General features: G+C 43.0%; 17 protein-coding genes and 1 other RNA gene. 3 read left to right on the top strand and 15 right to left on the bottom strand.

Going from position 1 to position 21422, the window contains the following annotated elements; all coding sequences use genetic code 11:
- Positions 1 to 127: 127 nt before the first annotated feature.
- The 5 genes from rnpB to NOM01_RS03815 form a co-directional block, all read right to left on the bottom strand.
- Positions 128 to 516, bottom strand: an RNA gene (gene rnpB / locus NOM01_RS03835) — RNase P RNA component class B.
- 62 nt (positions 517 to 578) lie between these two features.
- A complete protein-coding gene (gpsB, locus tag NOM01_RS03830; protein WP_255746524.1) occupies positions 579 to 890 on the bottom strand; it encodes a cell division regulator GpsB in 312 nt (103 codons plus the stop codon).
- A gap of 160 nt (positions 891 to 1050) precedes the next feature.
- Positions 1051 to 1680: an SLOG family protein gene (locus NOM01_RS03825; protein ID WP_255746523.1), complete on the bottom strand. Its 630-nt coding sequence runs from the start codon at positions 1678 to 1680 to the stop codon at positions 1051 to 1053.
- A 108-nt stretch (positions 1681 to 1788) separates the two neighbouring features.
- Entirely contained in the window at positions 1789 to 3066 is a 1278-nt protein-coding gene (locus NOM01_RS03820; RefSeq protein WP_255746521.1) for a ribonuclease H-like domain-containing protein, read from the bottom strand.
- Positions 3067 to 3068: 2 nt separating this feature from the next.
- A complete protein-coding gene (locus tag NOM01_RS03815; protein WP_304654748.1) occupies positions 3069 to 5327 on the bottom strand; it encodes a DEAD/DEAH box helicase in 2259 nt (752 codons plus the stop codon).
- Positions 5328 to 5443: 116 nt separating this feature from the next.
- On the opposite strand from NOM01_RS03815, the gene NOM01_RS03810 reads away from it, so the two are divergent.
- Positions 5444 to 6178, top strand: a complete 735-nt coding sequence (locus NOM01_RS03810) for an SIR2 family NAD-dependent protein deacylase (protein WP_255746520.1) — start codon at positions 5444 to 5446, stop codon at positions 6176 to 6178.
- Here the strand turns inward: NOM01_RS03810 and NOM01_RS03805 are convergent.
- From NOM01_RS03805 to NOM01_RS03785, 5 genes are all read right to left on the bottom strand, one after another.
- Positions 6175 to 6825 carry an HAD family hydrolase gene (locus NOM01_RS03805; RefSeq protein ID WP_255746519.1) on the bottom strand — a complete coding sequence of 217 codons (651 nt, stop codon included), beginning with the start codon at positions 6823 to 6825 and terminating at the stop codon, positions 6175 to 6177. The genes NOM01_RS03810 and NOM01_RS03805 overlap by 4 nt on opposite strands.
- A gap of 107 nt (positions 6826 to 6932) precedes the next feature.
- Complete coding sequence (gene menC, locus NOM01_RS03800; RefSeq protein WP_255746518.1) at positions 6933 to 8051, bottom strand: o-succinylbenzoate synthase; 1119 nt, start codon at positions 8049 to 8051, stop codon at positions 6933 to 6935.
- Positions 8048 to 8887: a 2-succinyl-6-hydroxy-2,4-cyclohexadiene-1-carboxylate synthase gene (gene menH / locus NOM01_RS03795; protein ID WP_255746517.1), complete on the bottom strand. Its 840-nt coding sequence runs from the start codon at positions 8885 to 8887 to the stop codon at positions 8048 to 8050. The genes menC and menH overlap by 4 nt, the downstream gene beginning before the upstream one ends.
- Positions 8877 to 10622: a 2-succinyl-5-enolpyruvyl-6-hydroxy-3-cyclohexene-1-carboxylic-acid synthase gene (gene menD, locus NOM01_RS03790; RefSeq protein ID WP_255746515.1), complete on the bottom strand. Its 1746-nt coding sequence runs from the start codon at positions 10620 to 10622 to the stop codon at positions 8877 to 8879. The genes menH and menD overlap by 11 nt, the downstream gene beginning before the upstream one ends.
- Positions 10619 to 11950 carry an isochorismate synthase gene (locus NOM01_RS03785; protein WP_255746513.1) on the bottom strand — a complete coding sequence of 444 codons (1332 nt, stop codon included), beginning with the start codon at positions 11948 to 11950 and terminating at the stop codon, positions 10619 to 10621. The genes menD and NOM01_RS03785 overlap by 4 nt, the downstream gene beginning before the upstream one ends.
- Positions 11951 to 12218: 268 nt before the next feature.
- On the opposite strand from NOM01_RS03785, the gene NOM01_RS03780 reads away from it, so the two are divergent.
- Entirely contained in the window at positions 12219 to 12926 is a 708-nt protein-coding gene (locus NOM01_RS03780) for a DUF1361 domain-containing protein (protein ID WP_255746512.1), read from the top strand.
- Positions 12927 to 13078: 152 nt separating this feature from the next.
- On the opposite strand, the gene NOM01_RS03775 is transcribed toward NOM01_RS03780, so the two are convergent.
- The 3 genes from NOM01_RS03775 to NOM01_RS03765 all read right to left on the bottom strand — a co-directional run bounded on the left by NOM01_RS03775 (position 13079) and on the right by NOM01_RS03765 (position 18415).
- Positions 13079 to 14926, bottom strand: a complete 1848-nt coding sequence (locus NOM01_RS03775; RefSeq protein ID WP_255746511.1) for an ABC transporter ATP-binding protein — start codon at positions 14924 to 14926, stop codon at positions 13079 to 13081.
- A complete protein-coding gene (locus NOM01_RS03770; RefSeq protein ID WP_255746510.1) occupies positions 14919 to 16658 on the bottom strand; it encodes an ABC transporter ATP-binding protein in 1740 nt (579 codons plus the stop codon). The genes NOM01_RS03775 and NOM01_RS03770 overlap by 8 nt, the downstream gene beginning before the upstream one ends.
- Positions 16659 to 16759: 101 nt before the next feature.
- A complete protein-coding gene (locus NOM01_RS03765; RefSeq protein WP_255746509.1) occupies positions 16760 to 18415 on the bottom strand; it encodes a PucR family transcriptional regulator in 1656 nt (551 codons plus the stop codon).
- 266 nt (positions 18416 to 18681) lie between these two features.
- Between NOM01_RS03765 and ald the strand changes: the two genes are divergently transcribed.
- Complete coding sequence (ald, locus tag NOM01_RS03760; protein ID WP_255746508.1) at positions 18682 to 19821, top strand: alanine dehydrogenase; 1140 nt, start codon at positions 18682 to 18684, stop codon at positions 19819 to 19821.
- Between the two features lie 61 nt (positions 19822 to 19882).
- On the opposite strand, the gene NOM01_RS03755 is transcribed toward ald, so the two are convergent.
- Positions 19883 to 20368 (bottom strand): ASCH domain-containing protein, encoded by a 486-nt coding sequence (locus NOM01_RS03755; protein ID WP_255746507.1) that lies wholly within the window; start codon positions 20366 to 20368, stop codon positions 19883 to 19885.
- 15 nt (positions 20369 to 20383) lie between these two features.
- The gene (locus tag NOM01_RS03750) at positions 20384 to 21376 is read right to left on the bottom strand and encodes a S66 family peptidase (protein WP_255746506.1); all 993 of its coding nucleotides are present in this window, start codon (positions 21374 to 21376) and stop codon (positions 20384 to 20386) included.
- Between the last annotated feature and the right edge of the window lie 46 nt (positions 21377 to 21422).

The following is a 21422-nucleotide window of genomic DNA, read 5'->3' as shown; positions in this document are numbered from 1 at the left end:
TCTTAGGAATTCCTGCATTTTATAGCCGAAAGTACAATTGAAATTTATCAAAATGAACTGCAATCACAAGATTGCAACAAAAAAAGCCCTTAACGGGCTTTTTCTTCATTAAAATGCATTATTCATGTTCTGTAAGCCATGTTCTGTACCTTCGCACTCAAACGGAGCTGCACGCTCCTCGTACGAAAGCGGCAATCATCTATCTACAGAATCATCTGTCCCTTTTTCCGTTTGATTCCTTCCAAAGGGTTCCTCTACCAAGTTTGAGTTTCCCGCTCGAGGGGTTTACCGCGTTCCACTTCTTTTGTTTCCAAAAGACATCGTCACTATGGCACTTTATGGGATGGCAAACCATATTCCCGAAGGAACACAGGTTTCTCTCCCGCCGTTAGCTCAGATTGCTCCGAACTACCCTGGCTTATGACTTCGCCAGGCACGAACACTACGGTCATCACAGACCGTGCGAGCATGGACTTTCCTCTATATCCGCAAGGGATACAGCGATCACCCGAACACGAACAATGTCACAGCTACACATTATAATCCAATTTAATTAAAGAAGCAACCCTTTTTCGTTATTATTCACCGAGCCTGCTGCCGAAAACATGCTTTTCAAGATTAGACAGCCGTTTTAAAATGTCATAGTTTGTCAACCCTTGATTTTCAACCGGTGTAGCAGTCCGCTGTCCTTCTTCATCTGTCAGTTGACCTTTAAGCCGTTTGTTTTCTTCGCGCAGGCGCAGGATCTCTGCGTTGAAAATATCGTAATCACTGATCACGATATCTAAAAATTGATCAACCTCGTCCTGCTGATAGCCATGAAAGCCCGTTTTAAATTCTTTATGGAGAATTTCATTTTTTGTTAATCTGATCGTCTTCTGGTCTGCCATTTCCATTCACTCCAAGCTAAGTATCTCGTCTTATTTTTTCAAATTTAGTCTATTGTGTCAATCGCTTATTCATTACGGTTTTCTTTATTTTTTTATTATGCGCATTGTTTGGTTAATAAGCTAATCAAAAGATACATTTTAATAACCTGTATTTTACTTGTTAAGCATCATTATTTGTCCAGTAATCAGGATTTTGCTGCAATAGATCTTCAGCAGCAAAATCTAAGTCAAAACGATTTATGGCTTGAATCGGGTAAGCCGTGCTTCGTGCTTTTCTTTTCGCGACACTCAGGGAATAATTTGGAGAGCCGGGCGATTCCTCATCATAAATAATCAACATTGCATCCGTTTTTGCAACCAGAAATTCATTTTTCTGCCTCAGCTGAACCGGACTTTCATAGGGGCGTTTGCTTATATATCCCGTGTAATCTGCCCCCTCAAGAATCTGGGCATAAATTTCCTGCTGCCACTCCTTATAGTGCTCTTCTTGATTAAGAAAAGGCATCAAAACCGCAAGATTTACATTCAATTGATCGGAATCGCGTAATTCAAGACATGCCTGCCCAGCCCATAATTCAACCCCCGTCTGGCCGCTTATGACAAACCATTGTGCTCCGTCCTCAACGTATTCACGCATCTTTTTCTTTAACGCGTAACGAATGACTTGAATACCTGGATGATCCCTCGAAAAAATGCCAAGTTCATGAGCTTTGTATCCGGTAACTAAAATGGCCGATCCGTTTTCACGCATCATCCCGCCTCCAGTCAATTCATTTAAAGTATGCATCATTCACATCAACACCTAATTTGTCGAAAAGTTTCAAACTCATTGAAAATGCAGGTGATTTGTGACGATTTAAGGCACTATTTGCGCTTGCCCGGGTAATACTCATTTCCTTCATGAATTATTTCCAATCCGCTGGTCAAGACGATTTAAACGTTTCAAATATTCAACTTCTTTTTTTCTTACTGAATCTAAATCGTTTGGATGCCTTTGATAAAAATATTCAAGTGCTTGCTTTGTATAATAAAGCGCATGGGTATAGTCTTTAAACTGATGCTCAAGTAATTTCGCAGTTTCAATGCATAATGGCACTTGATCATCACCTGAATCACAGAGAGCAGATTTAAATAAATCTAACGAAGTCAAGTACTCCCCTTCTCGCTTATATAATTCCGCAAGCCGCCATTTGGCCTTACTTTGATAGGGTGATTTTTTTGGAATGAGTTCTTTCCATAGCTTCTGAGCATGTTCCCGATCGCCAATCTGTTCATCCCAACGAGCAATCTCATATTGTTCCTCGGGATCCGCTTCGACTCTGTTCAAGATTTTATTCGAGAGATGAATATACAAGCTGATCAAAGTAAGAACATCCTCTCGATTATGTTCCATAATCCCTTTCACTAAATCCGCATCCGGATGTTTCAGGAACTGAAAATAAAGAAACGGCGCCATTTTCCCTGGAACATCTGCTTTTCTGCCCATAGAAAGAATTTCATTTTCTACTGTTTGAAGACGTACGGATTCCAGTCTTTTTTTCCATAGTCTCCTTGAAGCATGAAGCAGATCGAAATGTCCGAATGAAGGGAGCTTCGGAACCTGATCACGAACAAATTGATGACGGGTCTTTACTCGTGGCCAGTCAAACGCCTTCCCGTTAAATGTGACTAAATTTTTCAATGAACGGCAGTCAGTCAGGAATGCATCATAGAACGCTGCTTCATGACCAGGACCAGGCAGGAGGTATTGACTCAATTCCAGTCCGTTACGTGTCAATCGTGCCATGCCGATTAAAAAGATCATTTGACCAGTGCCCGAGCCAAGACCAGTTGTTTCCGTGTCAAAAAAAAGCAGATCCTCTGCGTGCAACCCCTTTGCTGACAGAGGGTGCTTTTCACAAGCTGACTGCCAGGCATTCACCAATGGAAAAAGGTCACGTATTAAATATGGCCCTATTTTCAAATTGATCGGCAGCAGCTCTGAATGAACAAGGACGTATTGATCTTCAAAACGGCATAGTTCAGCACCGAGTTGTTTTGCAGCTTTTTGTATTTCTTGATCTGTCTCTGACTCGTGTTCGGCTGAGTTTAGATGTTGAGCTGCTTGCTGTCTAGAAGCAGCATTTTGATCATGCAGCTGTTTTCTGTATAATTGCAGTTTTTTCGTTAATGACACAATCATCGTTCCTTTAATAAACGGCGCAATGCCGTCTTCGCTGCCTTGCCCTCATTAACAAAGCCGATACAAGATGGGCAGCCGGATTCACAGCTGCAATTATTAATCATTTCACTCGCTTTATCAAGCAAAAGAGGCAGCTCCTGATACAATTTCTCGCTTAATCCGATTCCGCCGGGATACTTATCATACAAAAATACTGAAGGCTTCTCATTATGCGGTGCTTTTATTTTCGGTACCACAGAAAGATCCGACTGGTCACACATAACAAAAAGCGGCGCAGCATGGCGCAACAAGTGGCTCAGTCCGACAAGTGCCCCTTGAAAGACATCTTTTCCAAATACATCAAATAATGCCGGTTCGAAGCTGATCCAAGCCGCATTCGTATGCATTTCCAATTCCGGAAGATGAATCTTTCCCCATCCGATGTTTTCATAGGTTTCGAAGCGAATTTTCTTAAAAACCGTCGGTAATGCTCGTACAGACACGTCGCCATAACCTTTCTCGATTTTACCGCCATCGAAATCGGCATGTTTGTCTTCCTCAAGAACGTCAAGTTGAACAGCCAGATCTGAATCGGTGTAATAGTTGACATTGACTTTGCGTACGTATGCCTTCCGCTCCTCCAGATCCAGGTCATCAACGTGATATTGAATGCCCTGATGAATATAAATGGCATCCTCATACAACATTGTCATCGCTCCGAAGCGATCCATTTCCCCAATCACTTTTGCATGTCCACGATCGGTAATGTCCACTATGGCAAATGAATCCTGCGCGGCTGATCTCAGATTGACATTGTTTGCCGGAAAACCGTCGCTCATCCAATACCATTTTCCTCGTTGAAAGTGGAGCACATCCTCATCAGTAAGATACTCGCATAGCTCGTCCACATTTTCGCCGCCAAAAAGCTCTCCTCTTTGAAAGGGAAGCTCATATGCGGAGCATTTAATATGCTCCATCAGAATCATGATATTATCAGGATTAATGCGCACATCCTCAGGCTGCCGAGCGAAAAAATAATCTGCATGACCGGCCATATATTGATCGAGCGGATTGGATGATGCCACCATGATAATGACTGCATCCTCTTGTCTTCTTCCTGCTCTGCCCGCCTGCTGCCAAACACTTGCCATATTCCCAGGGTATCCGGTCAAAATACATACCTGAAGTTGCCCGATGTCCACGCCTAATTCAAGAGCATTCGTGCTGACCACGCCGATAATCTCACCGCTGCGAAGTCCCTTTTCTATCCTGCGCCGTTCGAGAGGAAGATAGCCGCCTCGATAGGCACAAATTGCAGCACGATCCTGACGTCCGCTGTTTATTTTTTGCAGCTGACTCACCAGAAGCTCAACTTTCAGCTTGCTTCTTGCAAAGACAATGGTTTGAATTTTATTTTTCAAAAAATTAGTGGCCAATATAGTAACAGCATAACTTTCGTCTTCACGTACATTCAGCTGCTTATTTGTTACCGGCGGATTGTAAATCAGAAAATGTTTTCGTACACTCGGTGCGCCGTTACGATCAATTAAGAACATTTTTCGCCCCGTTAATGCTTCGGCGTGTTCTCGCGGGTTGGCGATTGTCGCCGAAGTACAAATAAATTGCGGACTGCTGCCATAGTAACGGCAAATTCTCTTTAACCGCCGAATGACGTTCGCTACATGACTGCCGAATACGCCTCGATAAGTATGCAATTCATCGATAACAACGAATTGAAGATTCTCAAACAGTGAGACCCACTTCGTGTGATGAGGTAAAATGGAAGCATGGAGCATATCGGGATTAGTCATTACAATCTGACCTGCCTGACGAATTTTTTGACGTATGGATCCTGCAGTATCTCCGTCATATGTATGGCTCTTAATAGGGACACCAATTGTATTAATGAGTTCAGCCATCTCGTTTTTTTGATCTTGGGCAAGTGCTTTCGTCGGAAAAAAATAGAGTGCTCGTTTTTCAGGATGCTCAATCATGGTTTCAAGTACCGGAAGATTGTAGCAAAGTGTTTTCCCAGATGCAGTCGGAGTCACTAAAACCACATCTTTTCCATCCATAACCGCATGATAAGCATCTGCTTGATGCGTGTAGAGCGAACCAACACCGCGGTTAATAAGTGCCGTTTTTATTCGCTCGTCCAGCGTTTGCGGAAAAGGTGCGTAATGAGCCTCTTTCTTGGGAATAGTATGCCAGTGTACGACATTTGGATCGCTCTTCAGCTGGCTTAGAAGGTCGTCGATTGTTTTACGTCCAATCATTTATGCCACCTCAAATTCATCAGTCATCATATGGCAACATTCAGTTTCATTTGTTCATCATTATAGCATAACGAATGAATGTTCGCTATTCATTTAAAAATCATGGAGGGTTATCTATGTCAACACTCAATGAATGGATTCAAAACGATCATAAAATTGCCGTTTTAACCGGAGCAGGAATCAGTGTACCTTCGGGTATCCCTCCGTTTCGCGGCAAAAACGGCCTGTATCAAAATAAAGATGTAGAACGGTGCTTAACTTTGCAATACTTCCAGGCGCATCCCGATGAATTTTGGGCCTTCTACTGGTCATTGTTTGATGCTCCGTTATTACTCAACGCCAAGCCGAATTCCGTCCATCTTTGGCTGAAAAATCTTGAGCAGACATGTGAAGTCACAATTATTACGCAAAATATTGACGGTTTGCATGCGAAAGCAGCAAGCTCAAAGATTATTGAAGTCCATGGAGCATTCAATCGTTGCATTTGCCCGAAATGCGGGACACTTTATCCAACTCAATCGCTGCTGAATCAAAAAATTCCGCATTGTTCTGCCCTTTCTAAGGATGGCAAAACATGCGGAACTGTATTGAAGCCGGACATTGTACTGTTCGGCGAAGCCGTGCGTGACCTTCGTGCCGTGGAGCAGGCAGTCAATCATGCAGATCGTCTGCTGGTACTTGGAACCTCACTAGGAGTCGCTCCGATCAATTTTCTTCCGGAATACGCAGAAGAATTCGGTGTGCCGACACTTCTTATCAACGATCGACCCGCTCTGCACATGGATGCAATTGATCAGTTTTGTAAGGTTAATTTTGCGAATTTTGATGCAGATTCCACGATCATAGATTAATTACTGCTTTTCAGAAGGTTGACAAATTGGCTTACTTTTGTCCAATAAAATTCTGGATTTGCCGGGTAAGTGTCCGATTGCGACATTTCAAGCCATTGTACAGCTGCAGTATGAATGCCAGCTGCCTTTCCAGCTAAAGTATCTCCGTTCGCATCGCCAATATAGATGGATTTAGCGGGATCGGCTTCAAATTTAATCAGCGTCTGTTTGATTCCTTCAGGGTCCGGTTTCGGATTCATGACGTCATCACCTGTAATGACACTGTCAAATATGCCTTTAAATCCAAGCTTTTCTTCAGAAATTATATAGGAACGACGTGCCTTGCCTGTGATCAATCCGATCCTTATTCCCTTGTCTTTCAGAAGATGCAGCATATCAAAAATTTCGGCATTCTTTTTAACATAGTTTTCATGTTCTTTCTCATACAAATTAAAGTAAAGCTCAATCGCTTCTGCAGCAGCCGATTGGTTCTTGAGGTTTTTCTTAATCATTCCCTCTTCCGGCGGACCAAACATAGCTACAATTTCATGAGCGTCGTATGACTGTCCGTCATAGTTCTTAAACACCTTTTGCATCGCGTAAACCGTCAGCGGCAAGGTGTTTGCAAGCGTTCCGTCAAAATCAAAGAGCACGTTTCGCAGTTCCATTGTGTTCCTCCCCCAGCTTCCTAATCACTTAATACAACCATATACTAGTATCCTATTTATCTATTTAGTTTGTCAAAGACATTTGAGCCATTTTAACATTACTTTCATTATTTTACTTTTTTGCAATAAACTTCGTGATGATCAGTCAAAGCATCAAGTGCCGGACGATCAACGACAAAGCCAATCCCCGGTTCATTGGGAACCATGACCATACCTTGATCAATGGCAATCGCTGGGGTGACAATATCCTGCTTCCAGTAATGATGGGAAGCAAATAAATCTCCTGGCAGTGAAAAACCGTCCAATGAAGCGAGCGCTATATTATGCGCCTTAGCAATACCGAATTCAATCATTCCCCCGCACCAAACAGGAATCGAATGAGTCACACACAGGTTGAGAATGCGCACGGCCTGAGACCAGCCGCCGACACGTCCCATTTTAATGGTGACTACTTGTCCGCTTTGAAGTTGAATTGCATTGGCAGCATCCTGATAAGAACCGATGCTTTCATCCAGGCATATGGGTGTTTTAATTATCTTTTGAAGAATTGCATGATCCGTTAAATCATTATAAGCAAGCGGCTGTTCAAGCATCATTAAGTGAAATTGATCCAAATGACACAGATGATCTGCATCCGCAAGACTATAATCAGAATTTGCATCTGCCATTAAAGGGAGGTCGGGAAAATGATGTCGTATTTTCGTCAATAATTCAAAATCATTTTTACGTGAAATCTTTATTTTGTAGCGTTTGTAATGACCCGTTTTTTCAAGGGTTTCGATTTGATCAACTGCACGCTCCGGATCATTTGCAGCGATGACCGCGCCAGCTTCAACAGTCGACTTTGTTGAACCAAACAGTTTTCCTAGATACACACCTTGTTGTTTTGCGTACAGATCCCAAATTGCTTGGCTGAGTCCAGATTTAGCCATATGATTGCCGCGGACCCCTGCCCAAATTTGGTCCAATTTTTCAGGTTGAAGCGAACGATTAGCAAGTAGAATAGGAATCAAAAACTCTTTAAGCATAAGCCTGCATGTTTGAATGGTCTCTTCCGAATACCAGGGACTCGAAAAAGGATCCGCTTCACCATAACCGACACGCCCATCTGTATCCATCACTTCAATGATCAATGCCTCTCTGCGCGTCACTCGCTGAAGATGTGTCATAAACGGCGCATTCAAAGTGGATGAAATCACACGTACGGTAATGGAATGAAGGTTCATTTTCTTCCCCCTCTCTTAAAGTCCGATGTATGATTCTGCACAAAGATATGTACATATTGACTAAAAAGGAACGGCTGTTCTAGATGAACGGCATGACCGGCGTTTGGAACGACCTGCCATTCAGCATTCGGCATGCGATCATGCATCTCAGATGCGATCATACAAAATTTATTGTCAATGGATCCGGTAATCAATAAAATGGGAAAACGCAATGAAGACAAATGTCCCCACCACGAGGGCTGTGCTCCCGTGCCCATACCAATGAGGCTGTTCGAAAGTCCGATTGGTTGATTCGATAGTCTCTGAGCACGGAGTGCAGCACGTTTTCGTTGTGAAAGCTTTCTTTGCGAATCAAACAGAGCAAGCTGTTCCCAACGACTGACGAATGCGGGAATGCCATGCTTACGGATGGAATCTGCCAATTCCTTATCATGCAAACGCCGCCCACGCCGTTCTACCTCCGTTTTCAGTCCCGGTGAAGAACTTTCTAAACTTAAACTTGAGATACGTTCAGGGAAAAGACATGCGAAACTGAGTGCAAGTCGCCCGCCCATAGAATAACCGAGGACATGTACACGTTCAAATTCCAGCAGTTCAAGCAATGCATTCATGTCTTTGGCAGTCTCAGTAATTGAATATCGCTGCGCATCCTTAGGACAACCAGTTTGTCCGTGACCGATAATATCGACAAGAATCAGTTGATAATCCTTAAGCATCACATCTTCTAGGAAACGCCACGTCTCCACGCTTCCGGTAAAGCCATGCAGCAGAAGCAGCGGTACCCCGCTTCCCTTTAGTTCATAATGATACACTACACCACGAAGTTCAGCTTTCATAAGCTGTTTCTCGCCTTAATTGTTCATCTAGACACTTTTGCAGTGAGTGATGCTTCTCAACATTCTCAGCTCGTTTTGTCGGGATCTCAATAATGTTCAACCCTTCTGCGTCTTCAGATGCAGTCAGCAGCTGATCAAGCATTTCCCAATTGCTGATTTTCGTATAATGCGCACCGTATAACTGTGCAGCGTGTGAAAAATCCAACCCATGCGGGGTACCGAAGAGGGTTTCAAAGTGTGTTTTATCAGATGCCTGAGGAAGAAACGAGAAAATACCTCCGCCATCATTATTGATCAGAATGATCGTCAAGTTCGCATGATATTGTTTGGCAGCCAGCAAACCGTTCATATCATGGAAAAAGCTGAGATCACCAATCACGAGAATTGCACGATGATTGGCCAAAGCAACACCGACTGCAGTCGACACCACACCATCGATCCCGTTCGCGCCGCGATTGGCAAATATGTGGGCGGACTGCGGCCGATTGAACAGAAAGCTGTCTAATTCTCTAATCGGCATGCTGTTTCCGACAAACAGATTTGCTTGCTCCGGAAGCCACTCAACCAGTTTCAAGAAAATTTTCTCCTCACTCAATGTCTGTTCGTCATGTATACTCAGGAGTACTGATTTCGTTTTATTATTAATTGTCTGCCAAAAGCTAAGCCATTTGCATTCGCCCTTTTTTTGGATTAGCGGACTCAAATCCTCACAAAAACGCTGTTCATTACAATAAATCATCTCTGTAGCCTTGCCCGACGGATCTCTCCACTCCATTCCACTGTCAATAACAAAATAAGTACAAACTTGACGTTCCATCCACAGTTTGAGTGCCTTAGAGACCGGCGGAGCACCAAAACGAATAATTAGATCCGGTTTGAATACGGATGCAATCTGTTCATTGCGAAGAAAGGTGTCATAGGTCTCAATAACGGCATCCATAGAATGGGATCCTCGGCGCAGCTGAGAAAGCGGATCCGCAAGAATTGGAAAACCTGATCGTTCAGCGAATTCCGTGATCACGGGTAGTGACAGATCAGATCCCATATCTCCGCAGATAATTACGCCTTGTTTTGAATGATTAATACGTTCCGATAGATCCGCAAGCTGCAACGTGTCAAGCGCAAGCACTCCTCTTTTCACTGGTATTGCAGAACGAGCATTTATGTTCAGTTTTGACGTTTCACTCAGACTGCATGGGACGAGTGGCTCTCTGAGAGGGACATTTAGGTGTACTGGTCCTTTTGGGAGACCGTTCGCAATAGCGACGGCCCGACTCGTCAGAGCCTGGTTATAGGAAAGCAAGCCCAGATCAAGCTCAGAAAGTTCAAGTTGAAAATACTGTTTCACATGACTACCATACATTCCCTGCTGATCCACTGTTTGCGGTGCAGCAACATGCTGTAGCTCATATGGCCTGTCCGAAGTAATAACAAGCAGCGGCACATGTGAAAAATAAGCCTCAATGATTGCCGGGTAGTAATTTGCGGCTGCAGTTCCGGATGTGCAGATTAATACGACAGGATGTTTCGATGCTTTTGCTAATCCGAGTGCCAAAAAGCCTGCTGAACGTTCATCAATGTCCAGGTAGGTTCGAATCGCCGGATGCTCCTCAAAGAGAATAGCAAGAGGTGTTGATCGAGAACCCGGGCTGATTACAGCTGTATTTACATGCTGCCGTGATAATGTATGAACAAATGAAGAAAGATAGTGCGTCACTAACTCTTGATGATTCATAAGTGCCTCCTTGAAAGCGCATTGAGCATTGGACGAAACTTAATGGCTGTTTCTTTATATTCCTGGTCTGGTATTGAGTCCTTCAGCACACCGCATCCGGCGAATAAAACCGCTTCATCTTCATGAATCAGTGCTGAACGTATTCCGACATGAAATTCTCCGTTATTGCGCGCGTCGCACCAGCCGATTGGTGCGGCATAATAACCGCGATCAATTGGCTCATGCTTGCTGATCCAAGATAGGGCTTGTGCTCGTGGAAATCCGCCAAGCGCAGGTGTCGGATGCAAGCACTCAACGAAGTCAAAAAGTGAAGCCGATTCATTGCAGTACCCCTTAACCGGTGTATACAGGTGCTGAATATTCTTGTTCTTCATAAGTCTAGGCTGCTCCGGAATCGTCAGCTGTTCACATAGTTCATTTAGAGAGTGCCGGACCGTAGAGACGACATATTGATGTTCAAGACGGTTTTTACGATCATTCAGCAACCATTTCCCAAGGCTTGCATCTTCTTCATCTGTACTTCCACGTGCTGCAGATCCAGCAAGGCATGCAGAATAAATGGTTCTGCCCTGTTTCTTGATCAATCGTTCCGGAGTCGCTCCAACAAAAGCCGAAGAGCCTTTCTCAAGACAAAACACACAGGTTTGGTCTTGTTGCGTGCGCAAAGCATGAATCAATAATTCACTCGAAAGCTTGTGCTGGTATTTCAGCCTTCGGGAGCGCGCAAGTACGACCTTTTTTAATTCAGTCCCTCCCATGGTTCGAATCGCTTCTCCCACAAGATGATTCCAAGCTTTTATATCCTGATCGATTTGTTTAACCAGCGAGTTCAACACGTTAAGATCAGAGAAATCAGCATTTAGAAGACTGAATAACTCTTTTTCTTCATGCACAAGTTGCTGAGTTAATTGATCAGCATCATCATGGGACGTGCAGACAACCGACCGTGTCAGGTAGCAGCAGCCCTTTTGAATCGTTAGTAAAAATGCAGGCAGAAAGAAGTAGCCTGAGCCAAAAGGTTTCCAGTCCTCCGAAGGCTGCTTTTCAGCTTCGAAAGCAAATCCGCCCACCAAAAGAGGGCCAGTTGCCTCTGCTCCGCAGGAACCCAGGACATGCGCCCTTTTTAACAAATCATCGCAATTTTTTCGTATCATCTCGTAATTCTCGCGACGTTCTGTGGTGATTGAAGCAGCAATACCTGCTCCGATTAAGATCGTTCCGTCCGTCTGGTTCTCCCAAAAAAAGCGTTTCCCGCAAAATTGTTTTTCAGCGGCATGATAAAATCGGATGGGATCTATTGATTCAATTTCTTTTATTTCACTGACCACATGTTTCCCACCTAGTGTTTTAGCCATATCAATTGCAGAGCAAATTGCATGATATATATTCATCTGATTTGTTCGCGTCACTTTATCACCTGATGTCTGATCTCGTTACCAATGTGAACAATTTATGTCTTTTTTAAAGATAACCCTTCTCAATTATTCATGTCAATTTCAAAGTAATGGCACTTAACAAGCGGAACATGAGTAAAACTTGTCCGAGCTTAATATAATCCTAAGAACCGGCAACCTTCATTGAAAGGATTTCGATCATATGTTCCGTAAAAGACGCCATACGCCAAACCCAATCATCTATTGTGTTGTTTTCTATATTCTTATCAGCTTGCTTTTATATGCGCTCACCAAACGGACAATACATGTCATGATGCTCTGGAACCTGTTCTTGTCACTTCTTCCGTTGTTCTTCGCAATCTGCATGTGTCTTGCCGATGATGTGCATGACTGGCTCCGAACATGGCTGCTAGGTTTGTTGTGGCTCATTTTCTTTCCCAATGCACCCTATCTGGTTACAGACTTCATTCATCTGCAACGCATTTCATTCTATGCTTCGGCACAACAAGCGATCATTTATTCAACTGATTTCTTATCCTGGCTAAGTCTTATTCAGATCGGTGCCGGTATTTTTACCGGCACATGTGCAGGTATGCTTTCACTATGGATCATCCATCATCGATTTCTAAGAAAATACGTATACCCGATTTCCAATTTTATAATGTTGTCCATTTTCATCTTAAGCGGATTTGCGATGTACATCGGGCGTTTTCTGCGTCTCAATTCCTGGGATGTCTTTTACCCGAAACGATTCGTCGCCTATCTATCCGGTCATTTCACCTCATTCTCAATCGGTTTTTCTTTACTTTCCGCATGCTATATCTTTATTGTTTACTGTTTCTTTACTCTTATTTTTAACGTAATCACTCATTTAGACTTTGATACAAACATAAAAAAGCAACGATGGTAAAAGAGATCCATCGTTGCTTGCCTATTCGCTCTCACCATTAATTTTAACGGTGCGGACAGTTCATCTCACCAATTTAACCGTAATGAACAACAACCCAGTTTTACACGTTTTGACGCAATATAACCAAACCACTACCGCAAGATTGATTGCAATTAGACAGAAAACTGGTCGCTGTACATCGAAAAATAGATGCCTTTCTTCTTCAATAATTCTTCATGACTCCCCTGTTCGGCAATCATCCCATCCTCAACAACAAGAATTATATCCGCATGACGAATGGTAGAAAGTCGATGCGCAATGATTACGCTTGTCCTTCCGTGCATCAGCCGCAACATGCCTTCTTGAATTTCATGTTCGGTTTGTGTGTCGACATGGCTCGTTGCTTCATCCATAATCAAAATCGCCGGATCAGAGAGCAAAGCACGAGCAATCGTAAGCAGCTGCTTCTGTCCTTCACTCAGATTTTCTCCATTGCCTTGAAGAATCGTATCATACCCATGTTCTGTCGCCATAATGAATGAATCCGCATGTGCCGCAATGGCGGCGTTTTTGATTTCTTCATCCGTTGCGTCAAGTCGTCCGTAACGCAAATTGTCTGTAAAACTGCCGTGAAAAAGATAGGTATCCTGAAGCACCATGCCAAATAAGCTTCTGTAATCCGCGCGTCGATAATCGGTGATCGGAACGCCGTCGACACGAATACTGCCGCCATTCGGCTCATAAAAGCGCGTCAGCAGGTTTACAAGCGTCGTCTTGCCTGCACCTGTTGGCCCAACCAGCGCAATGGTTTCACCGGCATGCGCATGAAATGAAACCTGCTTCACAATCATTCTGCTCGGATTGTAACCAAATGAGACATTATGAAAATCAATGTCACCCTTGCAGTTTTTGCTGCTTATTGGTCGAGCATTGATATGGTCCGGAACTTCCTCTTTTTGATCCATGATATCGAAAACACGTTCTGCACCGGCAATTGCAGATAACAATGTGTTGAAAATGCTGGCGACATCATTTAACGGCCTTGAAAATTGCCGCGAATACGTAAGAAAGCTCGCAATCATGCCAATGGTGATCATATTTTTAACAGCTAAAAAGCCGCCAACCGACGCGACCGCGGCAAAGCCAAGATTATTGATGACGTTCATAAGCGGCATTAAATACCCGGACCAAATTTGTGCGTGCATGCCGACATCGGTCAGTCGTTGATTCATTTGTGTAAAACGGTCGATCTCCTTCTGTTCATGGCTGAATGCTTTAATGACTGACAGTCCGGATATAGATTCCTCAATATGCCCGTTCAAAGTTCCCAATTCCTTCTGCTGCTCCACAAACAACTTAGAAGTGCGAACAGCAATTGTTTTTGTCAGGATAATAACAAGTGGGACCATAATCAGACTAGCAAGGGTTAATGACGGGCTGATCCAGATCATCATTACAAGTGAACCGACAATCATGATCACATCATTCATTAATTGCACCGTAGACTGAGAAATCGTTACATCAATATTTTCAATGTCATTGGTCAGCCTGCTCATGATTTCCCCATGATTATGCCGATCAAAAAATGAGATAGGAAGCTTCTGCAATTTTCCAAAAAGACTTTGTCGAAGTGCGACAACCATACGTTGCCCTGCCGAGGCCATGAGCCATCCCTGAATGAAAGTCAATATGCCATCAGACAAATAAAAGACAGCCAAAACAAGCAATAGCTTAATCAGCATTGAAAAATGAACAGAACCTGTGTGAACACCGATTTGATTAATAGCCACTCCGATAAAGTAGGGAATCAGCAAGGTGACAATTGAATCGAGAAGGACTAAACCAAACACGATACACAATGCACGCCTCTCCTGAGCAAAATAAATGCCTAAACGATGCAGCGTCTCTCGCATTTGCTTTGGTTTTTCAACTGGAGCAAACCGAGCCGGGCCTCTTTTTCTGCCGCCTCTTCCCGGAATTGCAGTATTCGCTCGACTCGCACCGGATTTTTTGTCATCCATGCTGGACTCCTCCTTCGCTCAGCTGAGTCGTGTAAACCTCTCGATAAAATGATGAACGTGATAATAAATCATCGTGTTTTCCAATGGCCTCAATGCGGCCTTCATTAAGAACCACGATTTGATCAGCGTCTTTTATTGAAGACACTTTTTGCGAGATAATAATACAGGTCAGGTTTCTTAATGACTGTCTTAATTGACTGCGAATTGTTTTATCCGTATGCGCATCGACAGCACTTGTTGCATCATCCAATATAAGAAGATCTGGTTTACGGACGAGTGCACGTGCAATAGAAATGCGCTGTTTCTGTCCGCCGGATAAATTAACGCCTCCCTGGCCAATCAATGATTCATAGCCGTGCGGGAATCGGCGAATAAAGCGATCTGCATCCGCAATCTTTGCGGCTTGATAGACCGATTCATTGCTCGCCTGATCGTCCCCCCAGCGAATATTTTCAATGACTGAACCGCTGAAAAGCAATGGCTGCTGAGGCACAATGGCTATTTTCTTCCGCAGTTCTTCTTCCGTATATTTTTTGATATCATGTCCGTTAAAAAGAATTTCCCCTTGATCGGGATCATAAAAGCGAAGAATCAATTGAGCAAGCGTCGACTTTCCTGATGCGATCGGGCCAATAATTCCGAGTGTTTCTCCTGGTTTGACCTGAAAATGAATATCTTTTAATACAGGTCCTTGATTTTTATGAAATGAGAAGGTTACATGTTGAAAATGAAGGGCTCCTCTATTTTCCTGGCCCAATTTCTGATTTGTATTTTTGGGAAACCGCTCATCCGACTTGTGATTCATAACATCGCCGATGCGTTCCGCTGAAGCTCTTGCACGCACAAGCATATTAAAGGCGTTGTTCACCATCATAATTGCGAACAGGAGCTGCATCATATAATTAGTAAAGGCAATGATTGAACCGACCTGCATTGTTCCATGATCCACACCGATTCCTCCAAACCATAGAATGGCTAGAATCCCCGTGTTTACAGTCAGATTGATCATGGGACTGAATACACTTCCTACCTTTGAAGCAGAAGAAGAAAGATGACCGAGTTTTTGATTATTTATTTGAAACCGTTTCTGTTCATAAGCAGAACGATTAAAAACTTTTATTACACGGATACCCGATAAGTAATCCTGCATTGATCGATTGACCCGGTCAAGCGCAAGTTGCACATTTCGAAAAAACGGATAACTGATCTTCATATTTAAAACAATCAGCAGTGCAATAATCGGTGCAATCCCAAGCAAAACCAGTGAGAGTTTTGCATTCAGATGAACAGCCATGATCAGACTGCCGATACCGACAAGAGGCGCTTTGACCATAATACGCATGAGACCATTGGCAAAGGTTTGAACCCGAGTTACATCGTTTGTAAGCCGAGTAATCAACGAAGCACCGCCAAATTGATCAATTCCGGATTGCGGCAGATTTTGGATTTTTATGTACAAATCTTGACGCAAATCTTGGGCAAATCGTTGGGATACAATACCCGAAAGTATGTTGCGCATACTCGCACAAACTGCTCCGATTGCTGTAATCAAAAGCATCAGAAGTCCGTATCGTTCAATCTGAGGCATGTCCATCTGTGCAATGCCTTGATCGACAATTCGCGCCATCAATGCCGGCTGCAGCAAATCTGCCAGAGCTTCGAGCGACAGAAATAAAATTGCAAATAAGAACCTGATTCTGTATCTTCTCCAGTAAATAGTCAGATAGCCCATGAAAAACCCTCTTTCTGTCTCAGCCAAAGGTGAATACTTTCAGTATAGCAGTAAAAAAACGTCCTTGTAATTAGGACGCCACTGAACATTGTACAATTCAATTATTGCTCTTCAATAGCCTGCAGAGGATAGCCAAGCAGCGCCATTTCCAGACAGTGGCGTCGCTCTGGTTCAAAGAAGTCATCACCTAGAATGTCTCGAATTTTTTCCAGACGATTGTATAAGGTCTGCCGGTGAATAAACAGTTTCTTCGCTGTCTCTCCTTTTGATCCCATACATTTAAAGTACATGGACAGTGTCTCTACTAAATTAAGATGATGCTTTTGATCATAATCAATGATTTGCCCGAGTTGATCGTGAATAAACTCATTCAGTATAGGCTCAGGAACAGCATTAAGCAGCTGATAAACGCCAAGATTTCCATAAAAATTACATTTTCCCATTGCAGGAACTGTTTGAGAAATCTCGATTACCTGATAGGCTTCTTTAAAGCTCATCCACACTTCCGATAATCGTGTTCGCGATTTTCCAATACCGACATGGAATTTCAAACTGGGCAGCGCTTGATTTATATATTTATCCAATCCGTTAATCAAACCTTGTATATTTTTATACAGTCCTGCGAGTGACTCCGAGGTCACGCGTTCCTTAGCGCAAATGAAATAGACTTGATTATTTTTCATCATCAGCAGGTGATGCATTTGGTATCGTTTTAATAAGGATCGAGTGAGAACCAGAATATCTTGGTTGCGGGCTTCCATGCGCTCAGGTCCGTCCTCAATCACATTATGTTCAAATTCAATAATGCCGCCGACAAAGATATATTTTTCACCGTTTGGTGATGGAAGTCCCATTCTCATCTGTGCTTGGTCTTCATTTTCGATCCGTTTGCTGAGAATATCCTGAATAAGTTCATTCTGATTGCTCAATATTTTTTCTTCAAGAAATTGAGTACGCAGCAATACCGTCGCCACTGCTTTTGCAGTATAATCGATCAGCAGCTTCATATACTCAGTTGGATGTGCTTGATGAAGGAGCATACCGACGCAGGAGAACACTTGACCGAAGCAGACGACCGGCTGAATGAGTAAAAAACGTGTTTCGTCCATTTTCCAAATTTCCGTCTCCTGAATTCGGTCAAAATTTTTCTTTTTCTCATTGCAAAACGTGTTAATGGTATGGGCGGTTTCCTCCGATACAGTTGGGTAAAATTTATTGGATTCAATAGTCGATAAGTAGACAATTTGCCGATCAGAGTAACTCTGTAAAAGGCGCAGAATTGCGGGAATGTCCGTACTCTGCAAAATCAGCTGTTGCTGTTTTTGAGAAAATTGCTCCAAATTTTTCAACAGACCAAAGTGTTGGTTGATTAAAAACGAATGGATGTCCTGTGTGATTTCTTCAAAGCGAATCGGTTGACGAAACAGTATGAGTGGAAAATCATGATCATCGCATAGGGCAATGATCTTATCCGGTATTTCATCAATCGTCGTTCCAAACTCAATACAAAGTCCGGAGGTGCCGTGATCAATAATCTGACGCATATACTCCAATCCTGATTTTGCGGAACGTTTTAACCACAGACCGGTTGTAAGAATCAAGTCATGCTTACTGACATAAGGGGCAGCATGCGTAATTTCAAGTATATGTACCCAACGGACTTCTCGAAACAAGCCATGAGCACCTGCAATCAATGCCGCTCTTTGAAAAAGTGGGCGTTCAAGCACATCATTCACACAAAAAGGCATTTCATCCATTTGCCTCAGCCCTCCATATATGTTGTGTTATAGTTCATTTTAATGTCATAATATCTGACACAGACGCTAAATGTCAAGTTTTATACCAAAAGACTAGACAAAACGTATGATGAAATGACTCCTTATTGTTTGTAACATTCTAGGTAAGGAATAACACAGACTGTATGAACCGCCATGATTAGTTGAAAAATGGTTGTGGTGCTCAGATTACGGTGTCTGATTATTCAATCTTTTGAAAAGACATAATAACTGGGAGGAATTCATTCATGATTATCGGTATTCCGAAAGAATTGAAGAACAACGAACGTCGTGTCGCCATCACCCCTGCAGGTACGTACCATTTGGTTCAAGAAGGCAATGTTGTTTATGTTGAAACTCTGTCGGGTGCAGGTGCAGGATTCTCCGATCAACAGTATGAAGAAGCTGGCGCGGTTATTACATCTGCTGAAAAAGCATGGTCAGCTGAAATGGTGATCAAGGTAAAGGAACCGGAACCAGAAGAATATCATTTCTTCCATGAAGGATTGATTCTCTTTACCTATCTTCACCTCGCTCCTGCAGTCGGTGCTGAATTGACAAAAGCGCTTGTTGCAAACAAGGTTGTATCCATCGCTTATGAAACGGTTCAACGTGCAGATCGCGTATTGCCTCTCCTCCAGCCAATGAGTGAAGTTGCCGGAAGAATGGCCGTTCAAATCGGGGCTCAATATCTTGAAAAATTCAGCGACGAAGCCGGAAAAGGTATCTTGCTCGGCGGAGTACCAGGTGTCTCACGTGGCAAAGTAACCATTATCGGCGGTGGTATTGTTGGTACGAATGCTGCGAAAATTGCAGTTGGACTCGGAGCCGATGTCACAATTCTTGACATAAGTGCTGACAGATTACGTGACCTTGATGATATTTTCGGCAATTCACTGAATACAGTCATGTCGAATCCTTACAACATTGCTGAATCAGTTAAAGAGGCTGACCTTGTTGTCGGTGCCGTACTGATTCCCGGCGCAAAAGCTCCTAAACTAGTTACTGAAGAAATGGTTGCGAACATGAAGGAAAATTCTGTGATCGTAGACGTTGCTATCGATCAAGGCGGCGTTGTTGAAACATCCGATCACAGCACAACTCATGATGATCCAACGTATACGAAGCACGGTGTCATCCATTATGCGGTAGCAAACATGCCTGGTGCTGTTCCAAATACATCGACTCTTGCACTAACTAATGTTACAATTCCTTACGCTGCGAAAATCGCCAGCAAAGGCTATGCCAAAGCATGTCTCGAAGATGAAGCACTGCTCAAAGGATTGAACACTTTAGACGGCTTCGTAACATTTAAAGCAGTTGCCGATGCACATGGCTTGGAATACAAGTGTGCTAAGGAATTGCTTAAAGCAGCAGCTGAAGTCTGATTTTCAGAATTGTAATGGCATTGCTTAACCCTTAATTCATTTAGTAATTTTGCGGCTCTTATTATAAATCATTTACCTCTCTACTCGGAGAGGTACTTTTTTGCGTTCGCACATCGACCAATGTAAATCGTTCACAAACAAGAGGCATGTCTTTTCTAAATGATTGCCCCAGTGATGCAAGTTCTCGCGTGAAAAATTCCTGATGCACCGTCCACCAGTATTGATAAGTGCAATCCCCTTCCCCTTCTGCCTGAGCGTGCTCCTCAGACACTTCATCCATCGGAATAATTGCCACTTCATTGGTTCTTGTGATACAAACTGGCTCGTCATGACTATTAAGAATAATGTTGTATTCACCCTTCTGGGGTAATTTTTCATGTTCTAATTCATAGAACACATAAGCTGAACAGGTTGCCGTTTTTATGCCTCTTGCGACCAGATCAGCCAATTTGTCAGAGTCACTTCCGAATTTCCATGCTGTAACTGAATTTTCTTCTTTTTTATCTCGCAAAAAATGATTCCAATAGCTTTTGCAAATCTTATTCACTTCGTGCCGTCTCCTTTATAAACGCTTATTGATCTGCACCGATGGATGTCTTTCACACGCATCAATCGTAACCTCCGCGCCGATTGGCATTGTCATCATCGGATGTGTATGACAGCAGTCAAAATCAGCGATGATCGGCAATTTCTTACCATTTAAGACTTCCAAAAGCAGATCCATCGGACTCCGTCCTGAACCTTCATCATCAAATCGTTCATGTTTGCCAAGCAAAATACCGCCGATCCGTTCAAAGACGCCATTAACTTTAAGTAATGAAAAATTCTTCTCTACCTGTGACGCATTTTTCATCGAATCCTCAATGAGCAGGATATCGCCTTTTTCTACTTCAGGCATATAGGGACTTCCCCAAAATCCATTCATGGTATTTAGGTTACCGCCAATGAGCCGCCCGGAAGCCTTAGCACCATTAATCCCGATCCAACGATTTCTGTACTTTACCTTTTCCTTGGTCTTTACCTCCCAATTCACCGCTTCGTCAGTCCAATAGTCCGGAGAAGTGAGTTGGAGCGGATAATCATTTGTCTTTTCAGCTATTTGTTCAAAATACTTGTATGTTTGATCCACAAAAGGCGGAAATTCACCAAAAGAAGAGACTAGAGCCGGCCCATATAAAACAGAACAGCCCGTTTGCGCGTAGATGGCAAGAAGAATAGCGGTCGTATCGGAATAGCCTATCATTATTTTTGGATTTCTTTTAAATGCTTGATAATCGATATAGGGCAGCAAAGAATTTGAATTTGTTCCACCAATAGTTGACATAATCATTTTTATGTTTTCATCATGAATTAGTGCATTCAATTCTTCTGCTCGCTCAAGAATCGTACCGGAGCGATAAAAATCTTGCTTTCCCGTTAAGCATCCTTCAACAATTTGAAATCCCTTTGATTCAAGGAACCGTTTTGCACGTGCAAAACGCAAAGGCGAAGTTGCCGTTATTGGGGATGATGGTGAAAAAATGCCTATTTTATCTCCTTTTTCTAAAGTTAACATAAATCAGCCTCCATTCAACTGCACTTTAAAAGAAGTTAATAAAAAA

Source organism: Sporolactobacillus sp. STSJ-5 (genome assembly GCF_024385605.1).
Classification (GTDB): domain Bacteria; phylum Bacillota; class Bacilli; order Bacillales; family Sporolactobacillaceae; genus Sporolactobacillus.
This window is presented reverse-complemented; position numbering and strand designations above follow the sequence as displayed.